Annotated in this window: 16 protein-coding genes; 11 read left to right on the top strand and 5 right to left on the bottom strand. The window is 65.3% G+C overall.

The window, feature by feature from the left end:
* Positions 1 to 5 precede the first annotated feature (5 nt).
* From NA5_RS10615 to NA5_RS10595, 5 genes are all read left to right on the top strand, one after another.
* Positions 6 to 1,145: a serine hydrolase domain-containing protein gene (locus NA5_RS10615; RefSeq protein ID WP_062984563.1), complete on the top strand. Its 1,140-nt coding sequence runs from the start codon at positions 6 to 8 to the stop codon at positions 1,143 to 1,145.
* The gene (locus NA5_RS10610; protein ID WP_062984561.1) at positions 1,145 to 2,185 is read left to right on the top strand and encodes an NAD(P)-dependent alcohol dehydrogenase; all 1,041 of its coding nucleotides are present in this window, start codon (positions 1,145 to 1,147) and stop codon (positions 2,183 to 2,185) included. Before NA5_RS10615 ends, NA5_RS10610 begins: the two co-directional genes overlap by 1 nt.
* Positions 2,186 to 2,206: 21 nt before the next feature.
* Positions 2,207 to 3,877 (top strand): steroid-24-oyl-CoA synthetase, encoded by a 1,671-nt coding sequence (gene casG / locus NA5_RS10605; RefSeq protein ID WP_062984559.1) that lies wholly within the window; start codon positions 2,207 to 2,209, stop codon positions 3,875 to 3,877.
* Positions 3,878 to 3,881: 4 nt separating this feature from the next.
* Complete coding sequence (locus NA5_RS10600) at positions 3,882 to 5,645, top strand: N-acyl-D-amino-acid deacylase family protein (RefSeq protein WP_062984557.1); 1,764 nt, start codon at positions 3,882 to 3,884, stop codon at positions 5,643 to 5,645.
* A 327-nt stretch (positions 5,646 to 5,972) separates the two neighbouring features.
* Positions 5,973 to 7,151 (top strand): DoxX family protein, encoded by a 1,179-nt coding sequence (locus NA5_RS10595; RefSeq protein WP_063813289.1) that lies wholly within the window; start codon positions 5,973 to 5,975, stop codon positions 7,149 to 7,151.
* A 12-nt stretch (positions 7,152 to 7,163) separates the two neighbouring features.
* Here the strand turns inward: NA5_RS10595 and NA5_RS10590 are convergent, their stop codons facing one another.
* Complete coding sequence (locus NA5_RS10590; protein ID WP_062984555.1) at positions 7,164 to 7,619, bottom strand: STAS domain-containing protein; 456 nt, start codon at positions 7,617 to 7,619, stop codon at positions 7,164 to 7,166.
* 144 nt (positions 7,620 to 7,763) lie between these two features.
* Between NA5_RS10590 and NA5_RS10585 the strand changes: the two genes are divergently transcribed.
* Genes NA5_RS10585 through NA5_RS10575 form a run of 3 tightly spaced genes read left to right on the top strand, consistent with a single transcriptional unit; the run spans position 7,764 to position 10,734 of the window.
* Entirely contained in the window at positions 7,764 to 8,876 is a 1,113-nt protein-coding gene (locus NA5_RS10585; protein ID WP_245672186.1) for an ABC transporter substrate-binding protein, read from the top strand.
* Positions 8,873 to 9,913: a FecCD family ABC transporter permease gene (locus NA5_RS10580; protein ID WP_084484026.1), complete on the top strand. Its 1,041-nt coding sequence runs from the start codon at positions 8,873 to 8,875 to the stop codon at positions 9,911 to 9,913. The genes NA5_RS10585 and NA5_RS10580 overlap by 4 nt, the downstream gene beginning before the upstream one ends.
* The gene (locus tag NA5_RS10575; protein ID WP_062984553.1) at positions 9,910 to 10,734 is read left to right on the top strand and encodes an ABC transporter ATP-binding protein; all 825 of its coding nucleotides are present in this window, start codon (positions 9,910 to 9,912) and stop codon (positions 10,732 to 10,734) included. Before NA5_RS10580 ends, NA5_RS10575 begins: the two co-directional genes overlap by 4 nt.
* Before the next feature lie 30 nt (positions 10,735 to 10,764).
* Here the strand turns inward: NA5_RS10575 and NA5_RS10570 are convergent, their stop codons facing one another.
* Both NA5_RS10570 and sigC read right to left on the bottom strand, forming a co-directional pair.
* On the bottom strand, positions 10,765 to 11,202 hold the full coding sequence (locus NA5_RS10570) for a VOC family protein (protein WP_062984550.1): 438 nt from the start codon (positions 11,200 to 11,202) through the stop codon (positions 10,765 to 10,767).
* Between the two features lie 208 nt (positions 11,203 to 11,410).
* Complete coding sequence (gene sigC, locus NA5_RS10565; RefSeq protein WP_062984548.1) at positions 11,411 to 11,977, bottom strand: RNA polymerase sigma factor SigC; 567 nt, start codon at positions 11,975 to 11,977, stop codon at positions 11,411 to 11,413.
* Positions 11,978 to 12,040: 63 nt separating this feature from the next.
* Here sigC and NA5_RS10560 point away from each other — a divergent pair, with 63 nt between their 5' ends.
* On the top strand, positions 12,041 to 12,775 hold the full coding sequence (locus NA5_RS10560) for a zf-HC2 domain-containing protein (protein WP_062984546.1): 735 nt from the start codon (positions 12,041 to 12,043) through the stop codon (positions 12,773 to 12,775).
* Positions 12,776 to 12,791: 16 nt separating this feature from the next.
* On the top strand, positions 12,792 to 15,098 hold the full coding sequence (locus tag NA5_RS10555) for a heavy metal translocating P-type ATPase (RefSeq protein ID WP_281201702.1): 2,307 nt from the start codon (positions 12,792 to 12,794) through the stop codon (positions 15,096 to 15,098).
* Position 15,099: 1 nt separating this feature from the next.
* Here the strand turns inward: NA5_RS10555 and NA5_RS10550 are convergent, their stop codons facing one another.
* Positions 15,100 to 17,046: a bifunctional copper resistance protein CopD/cytochrome c oxidase assembly protein gene (locus NA5_RS10550; protein WP_062984675.1), complete on the bottom strand. Its 1,947-nt coding sequence runs from the start codon at positions 17,044 to 17,046 to the stop codon at positions 15,100 to 15,102.
* Between the two features lie 141 nt (positions 17,047 to 17,187).
* Entirely contained in the window at positions 17,188 to 17,472 is a 285-nt protein-coding gene (locus tag NA5_RS10545) for a hypothetical protein (protein ID WP_062984544.1), read from the bottom strand.
* A 291-nt stretch (positions 17,473 to 17,763) separates the two neighbouring features.
* Here NA5_RS10545 and ctaD point away from each other — a divergent pair.
* Positions 17,764 to 19,232: aa3-type cytochrome oxidase subunit I (gene ctaD, locus NA5_RS10540; protein WP_245672185.1), on the top strand; the 1,469-nt coding region annotated here is incomplete at its 3' end.

Raw genomic sequence — 19,232 nt, 5'->3', positions numbered from 1 at the left:
ACCCGATGACGACATCAGGATTCTGCGCGGACGAATTCGTCGGTGTGCGAACGGAATTAGCGAACCAGCTCGCCTCGGGCGAGGAACTCGGCGCATCGATCTGCGTGACCGTCGACGGCGAACCGGTCGTCGATATCTGGGGCGGGCACCGTGATCTCGAGCGGACCGCGCCGTGGACCGAGGACACCCTGGTCAATGTCTTCTCCATCAGCAAGACCATGACCGCGCTGTCGGCGCTGCTGCTGGTGGACCGGGGTGAGCTGGATGTGCAGCAGAAGGTCGCACACTATTGGCCGGAATTCGCCGCGAATGGCAAGGGCGACATCGAGATTCGTCATTTGCTCGGCCACACCTCCGGTGTCTCGGGTTGGGAGCGGCCGATCGAGCTGGCCGATATCTACGACATCGAGGCGGCGAGCGCACGGCTGGCGACCCAACCGCCGTGGTGGGAGCCGGGCACCGCGTCGGGCTATCACGCGCTGAACTACGGACATCTGATCGGCGAGGTGATCCGTCGAGTTACCGGCCGCACCCTTGGCCAGTTTTTCGCCGAGGAGCTCGCCGGACCGCTGAATGCCGATTTCCATATCGGCACCGCCCCCGAGAATCACCACCGCATCGCACCGCTCGTCCCGCCGCCGCTGCTGGAATTCGATATGGCCGCGCTCGACCAGGACAGCATCCTGGTCAAGACGCTGACCAGTCCGCTGCTCGATATTCCGGAGGCCAATAGTGCCGCGTGGCGGGAGGCCGAGATCGGTGCGGTGAACGGGCACGGCAATGCGCATTCGGTGGCGGCGGTACAGTCGCTGGTCGCCTGCGGTGGTGAGCTGGGTGGGCGAAGGTTGTTGTCGGAGAAGACCATTGATTTGATCTTCGAACAGCAGTCCGACGGCGCGGATCTGGCGCTGCTGCTGCCGCTGCGCTTCGGCCTCGGTTACGGGCTGCCACAGGCGCAGACCGCGCCGGAGGTTCCCGACGGGAAGGTCTGCTGGTGGGCCGGATTCGGCGGCGCCATCGTGGTCAACGATCTCGATCATCGCGTCACCTTCGCCTACACCATGAACAAGATGGCGCCGGGACTCATCGGCTCCGATCGTGCGAATGCCTATCTGCGCGCGGTGTTTTCGGTGGTGCGCTCATGATGCGCGCATTGCAGCTCACCGAGCCGGGTGTGCTCGAACTGCGCAAGGTCGCGGTGCCCGCGATCGGACCGACCGATCTGCTGCTGCGCGTCGGTGCGGCAGGTATCTGTCATTCCGATCTGCATGTGCTGCAGATTCCGTTCAAGCTGCGCGAGGATCCGCTGACGCTGGGGCACGAGGTGGCGGGCACCATCGAGACGGTCGGCAGTGCTGTCGAAGCTCGGGTGGTCGGTGAACGCGGCATCGTCTATCTGTGCTGGTCGTGCGGTGTCTGCCGAGAGTGTGTGAGCGGCAATGAGAATGTGTGCGTCGCCGCCGGTCGCACCGCCATGCCGCCGTGTCCCGGACTCGGTCCCGACGGTGGGATGGCGGAGTACATCCGCATCCCCGCGAGCTCTTTCGTGCCCATCGGTGAGCTGGATTTCCTGCAGGCCGCGCCGCTGGCCGATGCGGCACTGTCCAGCTATCACGCCATCAATGGCGCGCGCGAACAGTTGTATCCCGGGTCGGTCGCGGTGGTCATCGGCATCGGCGGACTCGGTCATGTGGCGGTGCAGATCCTGACCGCGACCAGCGCGACGCACGTGATCGCCGTCGACGTGAGCGCGGACAAACTCGCTCTGGCCGCGCGCTGCGGTGCGGCCGAGGGCCTGCTCTGCGGCGCCGATACCGCGCGCGAAATCCTGGACCGCACCGATGGCCGCGGTGCCGACGCCGTTTTCGACTTCGTCGGTGTCGATGCGACCGCCAGGCTGGCGGTGGAATCGGTTGCCCCCAACGGCGCCTATCGCATGATCGGGCTAGGCGGTGGCGCACCGGAAATCACGGCCGGACCGGCGGGCGGCCCGGGCTGGCCGTGGGGCGCTTCGATCCGAAAGTCCTACGGCGGTACCAAATCCGACCTGATCAACTCCGTTGCCCTGGCCCAGTCGGGTCGGCTGACCGTCGAAACCGAACGCTTCGACCTGGCGGACGGTCGCACGGCCCTCGACCGACTGGAACGCGGGCTCATAACCGGCCGCGCCGTCCTGGTGCCCTGAACCCATGAGGAATTTCCTGCTATGACAGACCCACAGGCATTGGCCGCACAGGCAGTTGCACGACTGACCGGTCCCGGCGGGCAGTTCGAGATGACGGTCGAAGATGTGCTCGGCGCCCCTATTCCGGTCATCAGGGACCGGCTCCGCTCCTTGCGCGAAGTGCTCGCGGCATCGGTCGCGCTGGGTGATCGCGAATACCTGGTCACCGAGGACCGGCGGATATCCTATGCCGAACACGCGGCCGCCGTCGGCGCGTTGGCTCGCGCGCTGCGAGACCGGTACGGCGTCGAAAAGGGCGATCGGATCGGCATTCTCGCGGCGAACACTCCCGAGTGGGTGGTGGCCTTCTGGGCCGCACAGACGCTCGGTGCCATCGCGGTCGGCTACAACGCATGGTGGATGCCGCGTGAAATCGCCTACGGACTGGAGCACACCAGCCCGAAGGTCCTCATCGTCGATGCGAAACGCGCGGGTCAGGTGGCGGGGCTGGATATTCCGGTTCCGGTTCTCACCATGGAGCACGACCTGCCCGCGCTGATCGCCGAATTCGACGACGGTGAGCTACCGAACACCCCGGTGGACGAGGACGATCCCGCGGTCATTCTCTACACCAGCGGCACCAGCGGCCGCCCCAAGGGTGCGGTGCATTCGCAGCGAAACCTGGTGGCGGTCATCGACTATCACCGCTTCAACGACGCACTCGCCGCCGCCTTCCAGGGCGGCGTCGACGACGGCAGTCCGAAGGGCCGCCGATTCCTGCTCACCTCCCCGCTGTTCCACATCGCCAGCCTGCACAATCTGGTGCTGCCGCGCATGGCGACCGGCGATACCGCCGTCATCTACCAGGGCGCGTTCGATGCCGACCGGATACTGCGGCTGATCGAACGGGAGCGGATCACCAACTGGGGTGCGATGCCGACCATGGCCAGTCGCCTGCTCGAAGTGGATCTGTCCAAGTACGACTTGACCTCGCTGGCCGCCTTCTCGCTCAATTCGGCACCGTCCTCGGCGGCACTGCAACAGCAACTGCGCGAACAACTTCCGGTCGCCAAGACCGCACTGGTGACCAGCTACGGCATGACCGAGTGCAGTACCGCGGCGACCATTGCCGCACCGGCCGAACTCGCCGCATTTCCGGATACCGTTGGCCGTCCGGTGATCGGGGTCGACCTGCAGATCCGCGACGCGCTCGGCGAACCCGTCGGCGAGGGCGTCGAGGGTGAGATCTGGGTGCGCAGCCCGTATGTCATGCTCGGCTATTGGGCGGACGAGGCCGCGACGGCCGCCGCCATCACACCCGAGCGCTGGTTGCGCACCGGCGATATCGGTGTCCTCGAGCAGGGCCGACTCCGATTGTCCGGCAGGCGTTCGGATCTCATCCTGCGCGGTGGCGAGAATGTCTACCCGACCGAGGTCGAACAGTGCCTGGACGAACATCCCGCGGTGCGCGAATCCGCCGTCGTCGGGGTGCCCGATGCCGATCTCGGCCAAGTGGTCGCGGCACTGGTTGTGGTCGAGAATGCCTCCGCCACAACCGAACAGGAACTGGCGGAATTCGCGAAACAACGCATCGCCTACTACAAGGTGCCCGCACGGTGGCGGATCACCACGACCCCCCTGACCCGCAATGCGACCGGCAAGGTCGTGCGCGCCGGGATCGCCGAAACCCTATCCGACACCGGCTCGGAGTGAAGTCATGTATGACACGATCATCAAAGGCGGACGGTGGTTCGATGGCACCGGCTCGCCGTCGGCCATTCGCACACTCGGTATCCGGGACGGCAGGATCGCTGTCATCTCGGCCGAACCGCTCGACGAGACCGACTGCCCGCATGTCATCGATGCCGCCGGGAAATGGGTGCTTCCGGGCATGATCGATATCCACACCCACTACGACGTCGAGGTGCTGCAGAGTCCGGCGCTGGCCGAATCCATCCGGCACGGCATTACCACCGTGCTGCTCGGATCGTGCTCGTTATCGACGGTGCATGTCGATGCCTCCGATGCCGGTGATCTATTCGGCCGGGTGGAAGCCATTCCGCGCAAACATGTGCTCGCGGCAATGACCGAAATCAAGTCCTGGACTTCGGCGCATGAGTATGTCGAGGCACTGGAGGCGCTACCACTCGGACCGAACCTGGCCGCCTTCATCGGACATTCCGATATTCGCGCCGCCGAGATGGGATTGGATCGCGCCACCCGCGAGGAGATTCGACCGACCGAGGCCGAATTGGCCGCCATGGCGGCGAAACTCGATGAGGCATTGGATGCGGGCTTTGTCGGCATGTCCTCGCAACAGCTGCTATTCGACAAGCTCGACGGTGAGCTCTGCCGATCGCGCACCCTGCCATCGACCTATGCGACCACCCGGGAACGCCGCAGGCTCAATGCGATCCTGCGGCGTCGCGGCCGGGCGCTCCAGGGCGGTCCGGATGTGGCCCGGCCACAAAGTTTGGTCGCGATGGCGGCGAGCAGCCTGGGGATCTTCCGCAAACCGCTCAAGGTCAGCCTGCTGTCGGCTGCCGATATCAAGGCCATTCCCGCTGTCGCCCAGATTTTTCCGCTGATCGCGCGGGTGCTCAATCGGCTGGGCGGCGACTTCCGCTGGCAGCATCTGCCGGTGCCGTTCGAGGTCTACTCCGACGGCATCGATCTGCCGGTTTTCGAGGAATTCGGTTCGGGCGCGGCGGCATTGCATCTGTCCAACCAGTTGGAACAGCGACGGGAACTCCTGCGCGACGAAGCTTATCGACGTCTTTTCCGCAAGGATTACGACAAGAAGTTCGGACCACGGGTATGGCATCGCGACTTCTTCGACGCCGAAATCGTCGAGTGCCCCGATGCTTCGGTGATCGGCAAGACCTTCGGTCAGGTCGGGCAGGATCGTGGTGGTCTGCACCCGGTGGACGCGTTCCTGGATCTGGTCGTCGAATACGGTGGCAAAGTTCGCTGGCGCACAACCATTTCCAATCACCGGCCACAGGTGCTGGACAAATTCGCCGCCGATCCCGGTGTGCAACTCGGCTTCTCGGATGCGGGCGCGCATCTGCGGAATATGGCCTTCTACAACTTCGGGCTGCGGTTCCTGCGCCGGGTCTACGACGCCGAGCGCGCGGGGCATCCATTCCTTTCCCTCGAACGCGCGGTGCATCGCATCACCGGCGAACTCGCCGACTGGTACGGCATCGACGCGGGCCACCTGCGGCACGGTGACCGCGCCGATCTGGTCGTCATTGATCCCGCACACCTGGACGAGACCGTCGAGGCCTACGCCGAAGCCCCGATCGCCGTCTTCGACAATCTGTCGCGCATGGTCAATCGCAATGACGCCACGGTGGTCGCGGTGCTCGTCGGCGGGGAGTACGTCTTCGGCGCGGGCGTGGCGGCGCCGGTCCTGGGCACGCGCCGCACCGGACGCTTCCTTCGGGCGGGCGCCCGACCTCGCCCGACTACCCGCTAGACAATTCGCTTCGCCGCCGGACCCCTAGGTTGAGCGTTACTGGCGAACACAAGTGTTCGCCTATCCGCTCGCAAGGAGGCGACGTGGCGATCTTCACCGACGCTGCATCCGCACACTCGAATTCAGCTCACAGAATGCGGCCACCTGCCTATGGTTGAGGATCCAGAGACCGTAACGAACATCATCACCACCTTTCTGTCCAGTCCGGAGGTACGGCCGTTCGGCGCGACAGAACACCCGGTCACACCCTGATTCGGGTGTTGATCTTGTTGTTTGACGGCGCCGAACGCGGTTACCCGAACCTCAGCCATCGAGGAAAGGGACGTCATGTTGCTACGCCGATTTGCCCGACCACTGCTGGCGACCGCGTTCGTCGCCGATGGGGTCGACGCGCTGGTCCATCCAGAGCCGCGCACCCAAGCGGCATCGGCCCTGGTCCAGCAGGGTCAGCATTCGCTGCCCGACAATATCGCCGCGAAATTGCCAGCCGATCCGGGGACGGTCGTGCGGATCAATGCGATCACCCAGGTCTCGGCCGGTGTATTGCTCGCCCTCGGTAAGTTCCCGCGCCTGGCCTCGCTCACCTTGGCCGCGACGGTGATTCCCGCGACCATCACCGAACAGGATTTCTGGGCGGAGAAGGATCCGGAACGCAAGGCGGCCAAGCGCAACGCCTTCCTCAAGGATGTGAGTCTGCTCGGCGGTCTGATGATCGCCAGCGCGGATACCGAGGGCAGGCCGTCGCTCGGCTGGCGTGGTCGACGGGCCGCGAGCAATGCCACGGCGGCGGTTTCGGCCGCATTGCCGTTCACCGCAACGGATTCGGCGACCGGGGAAAACCTGCGACGGCATGCGGTCGATGCCGCCGTGCGGGCCCGCGAACTCGGCGATGTCGCGGCGACGCGGGTCGCGACGGTCGCGCAGGAGCGCGGCTCCGATATCGCGGATTCGGTCAAGGAGCACGGGCCGGAATGGGCCGAGTTGGCCAAGGAACGCAGTGCTAAGTGGGCCGAGAAGGCCGCCGAACTCGCCGAGCTCGCCAAGGAGCGCGGGCCAGGAATCGCCGCGACGGCGCGTGAGCGCGGTGCGCATCTCGCCGAAGTGGCTCAGCATCGTGGGGCCGAACTCGCTGAGCTCGCCAGGGAACGCGGACCGGAACTCGCCTCGACCGCACGCGAACGCGGCGCCGAACTCTCGGAGAAGACGCAGAAGCGTAGTGCGCGCTTGGCGGAGAAGGCCCAGCACCGCGGCATCGAGCTCGCCGAGCTCGCCAGGGAACGCGGACCGGAACTCACCTCGACCGCACGCAAGCGCGGCGCCGAACTTTCGGGCAAGGCACAGAAGCGCGGTGCGCGCTTGACCGAGAAGGCCGAGCGGCGTGCCAAGAAGGCGCAGCCGCGGGTCAATCGGGCGCTGCGCAAGCTCGATAAAGCTCAGGAGCGGGCGGCGATCGCGCAGGAACGGATCGCGCAGGCACGTGCCCGCGTGGAGGCGCGGCTCGGCTGAACCACGCGGACCCTACACCGGGGCAGCACATCCCGGTGTAGGGTCCGCGAGCGCCGCGGCCAGGGAGCCGACGCGGCGGAAGTTGGTGGCGAGTCCGGTGAGCTCGATGGCCCGATCGACGCAGCGCACCGTGGTGATCAAAACCATTCGGCGGTGCGCCTTTTCGGCCGCCGCCTGCGCCTCCACCAGGGTCGTCAGCCCGGCGGCGGCGAAGAAGGTGACCGGGGACAGGTCCACGACCATGATCCGAGAACCGAAGGCGCGCAATAGCTTATCGCGTAGCCGCGGCGCGGTCGCCAAATCGACCTCGCCTGCGACGACCACCAGCGTGACATCACCACGCGGATGGCTGACCGTGAATTGGATGATCCGAGCTCCGGGCACGGTCGAAATATCGACGCACTCACCGTGTTCGGTTTTGCCACGGTCAGCGGGTCTACCTGCCGGATAAGCGAAATGGGTGGACATGCGCTGGCTCCTGCGGTCCGGTCGGACCTGTCTCACCAGTCAAGCAGGGTCCGCCGGGTCTGTACAGGGATCCTGCGGGCCACACGGTAACGGATACGAAAAATTTTCGGGAACCAGGCCGTGGTGCCGTACGACTAAGTGTTCATGCAGCACACAGCACTACGGATGCGCCCTACCGAAATCGGCGACCGCATCGAAAGACCGAGCCCGCCATTGAAATGTGCCGCTGTGCTGGCCTTGGTCATCGGCACGCTCGCCGTCGCCGGATGTTCGACGACAATCACCGAATCCGCATCCACCGCACCCGCCGCGGTGACCGAGGGCGTCACGAAATATCCCGTCACCATGCAGAATTGTGGTAAGAGCTACACCTTCACCGAGGCACCGAAGCGGGTCGTGGTGATGAACGGCGGTTCCATCGGCGAGGTTTCGTCGCTGGTCGCGCTCGGCGTCGCGGACCGCGTCATCGCCAATGCCCAGTCCTACGGCTCCTCCGATGTCTCCGGTCGCGCCGATGCCATCGCCGCCCTGCCGACCGGCGGTATCACGCCCAACAACCTTCAGGACATTCCCCGCGAGGCCATGCTCGCCCAGCATCCCGACCTCGTCATCTCCACCGGGGGCGGCGGCTTCTCCGCCGATCAGGGTTTCGCCACGCGCGCGGAGCTGGCCAGCGCGGGTGCCAATACCTATGTGCCCCGGTCCAATTGCGGTTTGTACGGTGCGGTCACCGGCACGCCGACCATCGAGGACAGCTACGCCATGCTGCGTGATTTCGGCACGATCTTCGATGTGCCCGGCCGCGCCGAACAGCTCATAGAGGACACCGAGCGCAGGATCGCCGAGACTTCCGCGCGGGTGGCGGGACAGCCCGAGAAGAATGTGCTGCTCATCTTCCCGGATATGGGGATGGGCGATGGGGGCGACTTTTCAGCCATTGCGGCAGGCGGCATGTGGAACGACATTATCGAACAGGCCGGTGCGCTGAATCCGTTCAACCGGGCGGACGGAACCACCTTCGTCACGATCAGCAAGGAACAGCTGGCCGTCACCCCGATCGATGGGCTGATCGTGGTCAACTATCGCAATTCCGATATCGATGGCGCGGCCAAGCGGATCCTCGAGCAGTTCCCGCAGTGGAATGCGAGTAAGAACACCAACTACACGGTGCTCTCGGATTCGATCTACCTCGGACCGAGCAATGACATCGCGGTGGCGAAGATCGCCAAACTCGTACACCCCGAACAGTTCTCATGACCAACTCACTCCGAAGGCAACAGTTGACGCCCCTGCCCGTTGCGATCGCCGTCTCACTGGCAATTCTCTTGATGGTCATGCTGGTATCCATCGGTGCGGGTTCGGTGACGGTCTCGATTGCCGATACCTGCCGAGTCATCATCGCGCACTTGTTCGGCGGGACAACGGATGTCGGGTTCACCGTCGACCAGATCGTCTGGAACTACCGCCTCCCCCGGGTCATCCTCGCCGCGCTCTGCGGCTGCGGCTTGGCGATCTCGGGCGTGCTTCTGCAGGCACTGGTGAACAATCCGCTCGCCGACCCGTATGTGCTCGGCTTGTCCTCCGGCGCCTCGCTCGGCGCGATTACCGTAATCGTCACCGCCGGTGCGGCACTCGGCGGTATCGGCGTCTCGGCTGCGGCCTTTATCGGCGCAATCGGCACCGCCGCAGTGGTTTTCGCACTCGGACAGCGGCGAGGCACCTTGGCTCCTACCCGACTGGTGCTCGCCGGTGTCGCTGTCGGATATCTCCTACTGGCGGCGACGAACTATCTCCAGTTACGCGCGACCCCGAATGAGCTTCGGGCGGTGATGTTCTGGACCATGGGCAGTGTCTCGGGCGCGAGCTGGTCCCGGCTCGGACCGGTGACGCTGGTGGTCCTCGTGGTCGTGACTGTCGTGCTGGCCTTCGGCCGTCGCCTCAATGTGCTCGGCACGGGTGACGAACAGGCGACCGCGCTGGGTGTCGACGTTCGCAGCACCCGGATCACTCTGCTGGTGCTGGCCTCCCTGCTGACCGGCGTGCTGATCGCGGTGGCGGGCGGAATCGGCTTCGTGGGCTTGATGATTCCGCATCTGATACGGCTGGCATTCGGTATGGACCACGGTCGGGTGCTACCGCTGGCGGCACTGCTCGGCGCGGCATACCTGGTCCTGGTCGACCTGCTGTCGCGAACCGTCGACGCTCCCAACGAACTCCCACTCGGCATCTTCACCGCCGCATTCGGCGCGCCGTTCTTCCTTTGGCTGCTCCGCCGCGAAGGAGGTCCCGCATGACCGGGCAACCCGCCCGTAGCGCCGAGTCGCCGGGTGGCCGGATCGCCGAGTTGACGGTGGCCGGGGTGACTATCGCGTTCGGGGGCGCGCGGGTGCTGGATGCGGTGACACTGCATGCGCCGCCGGGGTCGTTCGTCGGCGTGGTGGGGCCGAATGGGAGCGGTAAGACGACGCTGTTGCGCACCATTTATCGCTCGCTGCGACCGGAGCGGGGCACGGTGCTGATCGACGATACCGATATCAGTGCGATGTCGGTGCGCGCGGCGGCACGTAACACGGCCGCCGTTCTCCAAAATGGTTCTGGTGCACCGGAATTGACCGTCGAGGAGCTGGTCTGTCTTGGCCGCAATCCGCATCATGCGCTATTCAGCCGGGACACCGCTGCCGATCATGCGGCGGTCGCGGATGCCATGGCGCGTACCGGTGTCACCGACTACGCCGGACGTCCGATCGGCTCGCTCTCGGGTGGTGAGCGTCAGCGGGTGCTGCTGGCCAGGGCGCTCGCACAGCAACCGCGCCTGCTCGTCCTGGACGAACTGACCAACCATCTCGACGTGCGCGCGCGCTTCGAACTGCTCGATCTGGTCCGCTCGACCGGTATCACCACGCTGGCCGTGCTGCACGAGTTGGATCTGGCGGTGCGCTGCTGCGATCAGCTGGTCGTCCTCGATCACGGCAAGGTCGTCGCGGCGGGCGCGGTGCTGAGCGTCATGACGCCCGAGCTGTTGCGCGATGTCTTCGGTGTCAATGCCAGTGCCGAACAGCACGACGATGGTGTCGTCCGATTGCATTACGCCGCAAGGCCTTTGGCCGCTCAATAATCAACACACCCTGAATGGGTCGATCGGCCGTCAGCTCTTCTTCAGCTCCTCGGCGAGCATCACGATGATGTCGCTGGGACCGCGGACGTAGGTGAGCTTGTAGACGTCCTCATAGGTCGCCACGCCACGAAGCGGGCGGCAGCCGTGCCTCGCGGCTATCTCGAGGGCTTTGTCGATGTCATCGACTGAGAACGCGACGCGGTGCATACCAATCTCGTTGGGACGAGTGGGCTTCGACTCGATCGCCTTGGGATGGATGTACTCGAAGAGCTCGAGGCGACCATGACCGTCTGGCGTCTGGAGCATCGCAACCTTTGCGTGGTTGCCATCAAGGCCGACGGCAGTGTCGGTCCACTCGCCGCTGACCGTGTCACGGCCGACGACCGTGAGACCGAGGTCGGTGAAAAACGCGATCGTTGCTTCGAGGTCGCGAACGGCGATGCCGACGTTCTCGAGTTTGATGGCCATGGGTTGCATGCTACCGAGCCTAGGTCTCGGCCCACACCGTGATCAGGCGGCCGGATTCGTGTAATTCGATCCAGCCCCCTGTGTGGCGGGTTGTGTTCGTCGCGTGCTGATGCGCCTGGGCGATCGTCGAGTCCACCGACAGCGACCAGTCGACCAACCCAGTTCGGCTCCGGTAGTCGCGGGACGTCTCGATAGCGGTCGACCGAAGTCAGCCGTTGGCGCGACGCTTACCGCCGAAACGCGTTGCGGCGACGAGGTCTTCGCGGGCACGTGCGACTCGGGAGCGTACCGTGCCCACCGGACACCCGCACACCGCTGCCGCCTCGGCATACGACAGCCCGAGCACCTGCGTCAGCACCAGCGCCTCCCGCCGCTCCGCGGACAGATCCTCGAGCAGCAGCTTCAGCTCGACAATGTCGGCGAGCCCATCGCGCCGCGCCACCTGACGGTCCGCCGCGGCCACCCAGTCGACGCCCTGTGCAATGCTCGGCCGCGCCACGGCCATCCGCACCTGATCCACGACGACGCGACGCGCGATGGACAGCAACCAGGTTCGGGCGCTGGAACGACCCTCGAAACGCTTGATACTGCCCAGCGCGCGCAGATAGGTCTCCTGGGTCAGATCATCGGCACGCGACAGCTCGGTGAGATGGGCCGACAACCGCCAGACATCCTTCTGGGTGGCCCGGATAAAAGCTTCCAGAGCTCGTCGATCCCCACGCGCCGCCGCGAGTGCCAGCTGAGTCGTCTCGTCATCCTCGGCGGGCGTCGGCATGAGCTCGACAATAACCCTTGCGCGCCGGGGAACTTTGCGGTCCTCGCGGACGACAAACTGGATGTGGAGTGCAAGGTATGCCGGACCGCGCTGTCGGCCCGGATCGATGGCGAACGCGAAACCGCGGCCGCGGCGCGCGTCGACGAACACCTGGAACAGTGCGCACAGTGCTGTTCCTGGTACGCGGCCGCCGTGGAGACCTCGCGCCTGCTGCGCGGCGGTTCGGCGTACGCACCAGACCTCACCGACGCCATTTTCGCCGCCGCCGAGTTGCAGCGTCCGCGCGGACCGAGTTGGCGGACACCACTTTTCGAGCTGCCATGGGCAAGGATGCTGCTCGGCCTGCTCGGCGTCGTGCAGTGCATGCTGGCGATCGGCCAGTTCGCCGGATTCGACTTCGGTATGACCCATCACCACGGTGCCGCGATGACCCAGCATCTGATGAACGAGTCGACGGCATGGAGCCTGGCGATCGGCATCGGAGTCAGCTACTGCGCGCTGCGGCCGCACGCCACCTCCGGTGTGCTTCCGGTGCTCGGCGTGCTGGTGACAACGCTCACCGCATTCGTCATCGGTGATCTGTATTCGGGGGTTGTGCCGATTTCCCGGGTGCTCTCGCACGGCATTCTGGTCGCCGCGCTGGTGCTGGTCGTGGTGGTGCATCGCACTCGCCGACCCGAAACCTCACCGCCGACGCGTACCAGCAATCCGGCACCCACCGATCTCGTACTGCCACCCGTCGCGCGATTCGGCCGCCGCACCGGCCATCTGCGCTCGACCGAAGATCCTGCCGCCTGAGACCGAACGGAATCGAATGAACACAGCATTGCGCAGCGATTCGATGAGGGATGGCGCTCGGGCGGCCGGTGACCCAGATCTCCTCCGTCCGGAACGTGAAACCATTCGCATTTCGCTCGCGGTATCCGGAATGACCTGTGCCGCTTGCGCGAACCGGGTGGAACGCAAGCTCAATAAGGTCGACGGTGTACTGGCCTCGGTGAACTATGCGACCGGCGTCGCCACCGTCGATGCGGCCGAGGGCATTTCGGCCGAGCAACTCTGCGCCGAGGTGGCCGCGGCGGGCTATGGCGCGGAGCCGGTAACCGAGAGCACCGGGCTGGTCTGCTCCGCCCCGGAGGAGGCTGCGGTCCGGGATCTGTTCCGCCGCTTGGTTGTTGCGCTGCTGCTGTTCTTTCCCCTCGCCGATCTATCGGTGATGTTCGCGATGGTCCCCACCACCAGAATCACCGGCTGGCAGGTCATCCTGACCGCGCTGGCGCTGCCCGTCGTGGTGTGGGCGGCCGCCCCATTTCATCGAAAGGCGCTGGCGGGTGCGAAGAATTTCACCGCGAGCATGGACACCCTGGTATCCGTCGGAGTGACGACCGCGACGCTGTGGTCACTGGACACCATGTTCCTGCACGCCGACCGAACCGAAACCCCGAACGGCGTTTGGGACGCATTCTGGTCCGGCGATTCGATCTACCTCGAAGCCGCCGCGGGTGTCACCACCTTCGTGCTCGCCGGACGATATTTCGAGGCGAAGGCCAAGCGTTCGGCAGGCAGTGCGCTACGTGCGCTGGCCGCGCTCGGGGCCCGCGAGGTCACCGTGCTGACCCCCGACCATCGCGAAATGCGAATTCCCATCGGCGAACTCGTCGAGGGCCAGCGGTTCGTGGTACGTCCCGGTGAGACCATCGCCACCGACGGCCTGGTGGTTTCCGGCGAGTCGAGTGTGGATGCCGGCGCCATGACAGGCGAATCACTTCCGGTCGAGGTGAGCGAGGGTATGGCGGTCATCGGCGGCACCACCGCACTCACCGGTCGGCTGATCGTGGAGGCGGCCGCAGTGGGCGCCGATACCAAGCTCTCCGGCATGATCCGATTGGTCGAGCAGGCGCAGACCGGGAAGGCGCGCATGCAGCGCGTCGCCGATCGGGTTTCCTCGGTCTTCGTGCCGTTCGTCTTCGCCGTGGCGGCAGGCACTTTCGCGACTTGGTGGCTGCTCGGTTCCGGTGTGGACGGGGCCGCCTCGGCGGCCCTCGCGGTGCTCGTGGTCGCCTGTCCGTGCGCGTTGGGATTGGCGATTCCGACGGCACTGATGGTGGCCTCCGGCCGCGGAGCCCAGCTGGGCATTTTCATCAAGGGGCATCAGGCGCTCGAGGCCACCCGCGATGTGGACACGGTAGTGCTGGACAAGACCGGGACCGTCACCAACGGCGTGATGAGCGTCGTCGGAGTGACCGTGACGGATTCGGTGACCGAGGACGAGGCGCTGCGGTTGGCGGGTGCGGTGGAGGCCGCCTCCGAACATGCCGTGGCCGCGGCCATCACTCGGCACGCGAAGACGGTGCTCGAGGACCTGCCCGAGGTCGAATCCTTCGCGGCGCTACCGGGTTTGGGTGCGCGCGGTGTGGTGGCGGGTCGCGAGGTCATGGTCGGCCGACTGCGCCTGTTGAACGATCGCGGCATCGATGTTCCGCAAGAGCTGAGTCGGGCTGTGCGCCAAGAGGAGCGCGCGGGACGCACGGTGGTACTCGTGGCAATCGACGGCGCAGCCCGCGCGGTGATCGCGGTCGCCGATACCGTGAAGGATACCGCCGCAGCTGCCATCGCCCGGCTGCACGCGCTCAGCCTGCGCGTCATGATGTTCACCGGTGACAACGCCTATGCCGCGCAATCGGTCGCGGATGAGATCGGCATCGATGAGGTGGTCGCCGAACTGCTGCCGGAGGGCAAGGTCGAACTCATCGCGCGCATGCAGGAGCAGGGCCGCCGCATTGTCATGGTCGGCGACGGCATCAATGACGGCGCCGCGCTGGCCACCGCCGACCTCGGCATGGCCATCGGGGCCGGTACCGATGTCGCGATCGCCGCCGCCGATGTCATCCTGGTCCGCGACGATCTCGCCGCCGTTGCCGATGCCATCGAACTCGCGCACGCCACCCTGCGCACCATCAAGGGAAATCTGGTGTGGGCCTTCGGTTATAACGTGGTCGCCATTCCGGTGGCGGTGCTCGGTCTGCTCAATCCGTTGATCGCCGGTGCGGCCATGGCGTTCTCGTCGTTCTTCGTGGTCTCGAACAGTCTGCGGCTGCGAAAGGTTCGGTTCGCGCGCTGAGTCAGCGGCGCGACTGCGCCAGCTTCTCCAGCATGGCGTTGTAGGCGGCGAGTTCGGAGTCTGCGTACTCGTCGTCCTTGCGATCGGTGCGCACGGCGGTGCGGCGATCCTGCGCCACCCATTGCGTCAGCAGCGCACCGACGACCAGCAAGATCGGGATTTCGCCGGAGACCCAGGCAATGCCGCCGCCGACCCGCTGATCGGCCATCAGGTCCAAATGCCATGGCAATTGGAGTTGTTGGTAGAAACGCTCGCCGATGATGGTATTCATCGACATCACCGCGACGCCGAAGAAGGCGTGAAAAGGCATGATGGCGAACAACATACCGAGCCGACCCAGATGCGGCAGGCGACGCGGGCCGGGGTCTATGCCGATAATGGCCCAGTAGAACAGATAGCCGATGATCAGGAAGTGCACGTTCATCAAGACGTGCCCCCAGTGATACCGGATCAGATTCTCGAACAGCGGTGTGAAGTACAGGCCGTAGAGCGAGAGCACGAATGCGGTGATCGCGGTGCCGGGATGGGCCAGAATCGCGGTCGGGCGCGAATGCAGCATCCACAGAACCCATTCGCGCACACCGGGAACCGCGTCCTTGGGTGCGGCGGGGACGGTGCGCAGCAGCAGGGTCACCGGCGCGCCGAGCACCAGCAGCACCGGTACGAACATATTGAGCGCCATATGTGTGATCATGTGCATGCTGAACATGGCGTAGCCGTAGGCGCCGATGCCCGATGACGTCGAAATCAGCAGGGCCACACAGCCGCTCGTCCAGGACAGCATGCGCCATGGCGACCAGCTGTCCCCGCGCCGCCGCAGCCGCACGGCCCCGGCGGCGTACAGCGCGATACCGGCGAGAGCGGCCGTACCCAGGACGATATCGAAGCGCCACATGGTCATCAGTCGCCAGAAATCGGCTTCCCCCGGTAGATCGAATCCGAGGAACACCTCCTGTGCGGTGAACGAGCGATCGGCGAAGGCCGGAGCCGGTTGGACGGCCATCGAAACCAGGGCGGCCGTCGCGAGGACGGACAGCGCGCCCGTTCCTGCGATCAGGGCGCTCGAATCAGGTTCGGCGACAACCCTTCTCAGGGTAATGCCGATCGCGACGCCCGAGCCGACGACCACCAGCGCGAGCCGACCGTAGCCCGTGCTGAACAGCGCCGACCACGGTAACAGGATGGCACCGAGCGCCAGCCCGGTGAGCGTGGCCGCGGCCAGACACAACAACCCGATGAACACGTATCGCCGAACCACGGTCGCCACCTCGGCACCGTCGCGCCGTACCTGTGCCGCCACACACCACGCCATACCAGGCAGCACCGAGACTGCCAGTTGGAAGATGATCATCGCGCCGGTGCCGAAGTCGTGATTCGGCCCCTCCCCCGCATTGCCGACCATTGCGGGCGGCAGCACCGCGATCATCGTCAGCACGGTCGGCACAACCAATCCCGTCCACGCCAAGGTCAGGCGCGTCAGCAGCGCGACGACACCGGCAAGCACCGCCACCACGATCCACGCCTTCGGCTTCTCGCTCGCATCGATCAGTGCGCCGACCGCACCCCGCTCCAGCGCGGCAGTCATCGACAACCCGCCCACATTCGCCGCGCTCACCGGAATCAGAACCAGCGCCGAGCCGAACCACACCAGACTCGCCCGCTCGGCAACCCGGACCCCCGCATATCCATCCACGTCGACCCGACCGCGCGCGGTGACAGCGGTGCAACACAGCGCATAGATCAACGCACCGAGAGTGAACGCGCCCGCCAGCGCGGCGACCACCCGCAGCGCGACATAGAGCAGGACATCCAAAAACCCGGGATACGCGATACCCGCCGACCGGTAGGGCATATCACCGGCCGCGAGCACCGATGCCAGCACGAGTGCAGCGGCGGCTATCACCGCGATCAGCCAGACGACGTGCTCGAGCGATCGCTTGACCTGCACGTTTTCCACCAATCCTCGATACCGGAGAGCCGCGACGGGCGATGGAGGTGCCAGCCCTCGCACACAGGTCGGCCGCGGCCCGACGCTGGTTCCCGGGCGTCGACCGGTGCGACGCAGATCACATGGCGGATCCGGCAGGCGTCACAGCCGAACAGCGACGGGATACATGGCGCCGAAGGTATCCGAGCGCGCACCGCACCCGGCGCATTGGAATCGCACGCCCATGGCGAAGAAGCAGTGGATGCGGAAATAGCAGGTGTCGCACATGAGGTCGACGCCGCTGGGCTGACAGCAGCGGCGTCGTCGGATATGCCATTCGGCGCGATGTCGGCAGGGCACATTGTCGAAGCGGAAGGTGCAGCCGGGCAGTCGGTCCAACGATTCGACGACATCCTCGAAAATCGTTGGGGCCGAGGCGATATCCATCGGCAATGCCTCCCTACGGCTCGATCCGGAATGCGGTGACCACGTGCGTCCCCACACTCCAACAATCGTTAGCCAATCGTTAGCCGTTACTCGTGATACGCCGCACACCACCGTTTGCGGCATGCCCGCGACACCGGATCTTGCCTACGCGCGGAACGCGACCACAACCGGAATATGCTGGGAGCCAAGCGTAGAAACGAGTGCGGCAATGGTGCAAAGCGCGCATGTCGGAGATAGAAAAGGCGCATAATCCGGACAAGGCTGATCAGCGATCGGAAGGTGGCGACGGCCGTGGTTACGACCGAACTCGAGGCTGTACGGCCCTATCCGCAGCGGGTCGGGCCGAAGGGCTCCTATTTCTGGAAAATGCTCACGACCACCGATCCGAAGGTGCTCGGGGTCATGTACCTGACCAGCGCGATGACCTACTTCTTCATCGGTGGTCTCATCGCGCTGCTGATGCGCGGCGAGCTGGCACGCCCCGGTATGCAGTTCCTGTCGACCGAGCAGTTCAACCAGCTGTTCACCATGCACGGCACGATCATGCTGCTGTTCTACGCGACGCCGATCCTGTTCGGCTTCGCCAACTGCGTGCTGCCGCTGCAGATCGGCGCGCCGGATGTGGCGTTCCCCCGGCTCAATGCCCTCAGTTACTGGCTGTACCTGTTCGGCGCCACCATCGCCACGGCGGGCTTCGTCACGCCCGGCGGCGCCGCCGATTTCGGGTGGACCGGCTACACCCCGCTGAGCACCATCGAGCACGCGCCGGGAGCGGGCGCGGATCTGTGGATCCTGGGGCTGGCGGTCTCCGGTGTCGGCACCATCCTCGGCGGCGTCAATATGATCACCACGGTGGTCTGCCTGCGCGCCCCCGGTATGACCATGTTCCGGATGCCGATCTTCACCTGGAATATCCTGGTCACCAGCATCCTGATCCTGCTTGCCTTCCCGATTCTGACCGCGGCTCTGATGGCGCTGGCCTATGACCGCCATCTCGGCGCTCACATCTACGATTCCGGTACCGGTGGCGTCGTGCTGTGGCAGCACCTGTTCTGGTTCTTCGGGCACCCCGAGGTATATATCGTCGCGCTGCCGTTCTTCGGCATCGTCACCGAGATCTTCCCGGTATTCAGTCGCAAGCCGCTATTCGGTTACACCACATTGGTTTACGCGACGCTGGCCATCGGCGCGCTGTCGGTCGCGGTGTGGGCCCACCACATGTACGCCACCGGTGCGGTGCTGCTGCCGTACTTCTCGTTCATGACCTTCCTGATCGCCGTCCCGACCGGTGTGAAGTTCTTCAACTGGATCGGCACCATGTGGCGCGGCCAGCTGACCTTCGAGACACCGATGCTGTTTTCCCTCGGCTTCCTGGTCACCTTCCTCTTCGGCGGCCTGTCCGGTGTCATCCTCGCCTCACCGCCGCTGGACTTCCACGTGACGGACTCGTACTTCGTGGTCGCGCACTTCCACTACGTGCTCTTCGGCACCATCGTGTTCGCGACATTCGCGGGGATCTATTTCTGGTTCCCGAAAATGACCGGGCGGATGCTCGACGAGCGCTTGGGCAAGTGGCACTTCTGGACGACACTCGTCGGCTTCCACACCACCTTCCTGGTGCAGCACTGGCTCGGCGCAGAAGGTATGCCGCGCCGCTACGCCGACTACCTGCCCACTGACGGATTCACCACGCTCAACACCATTTCCACGATCGGCGCCTTCATCCTCGGCGCGTCGATGCTGCCGTTCATCTGGAACGT

This window comes from Nocardia anaemiae NBRC 100462, assembly GCF_001612725.1.
Taxonomy (GTDB): Bacteria; Actinomycetota; Actinomycetes; order Mycobacteriales; family Mycobacteriaceae; genus Nocardia; species Nocardia anaemiae.
The sequence above is the reverse complement of the archived record's forward strand: the minus strand, read 5'-3'. Positions and strand labels throughout refer to the sequence as shown.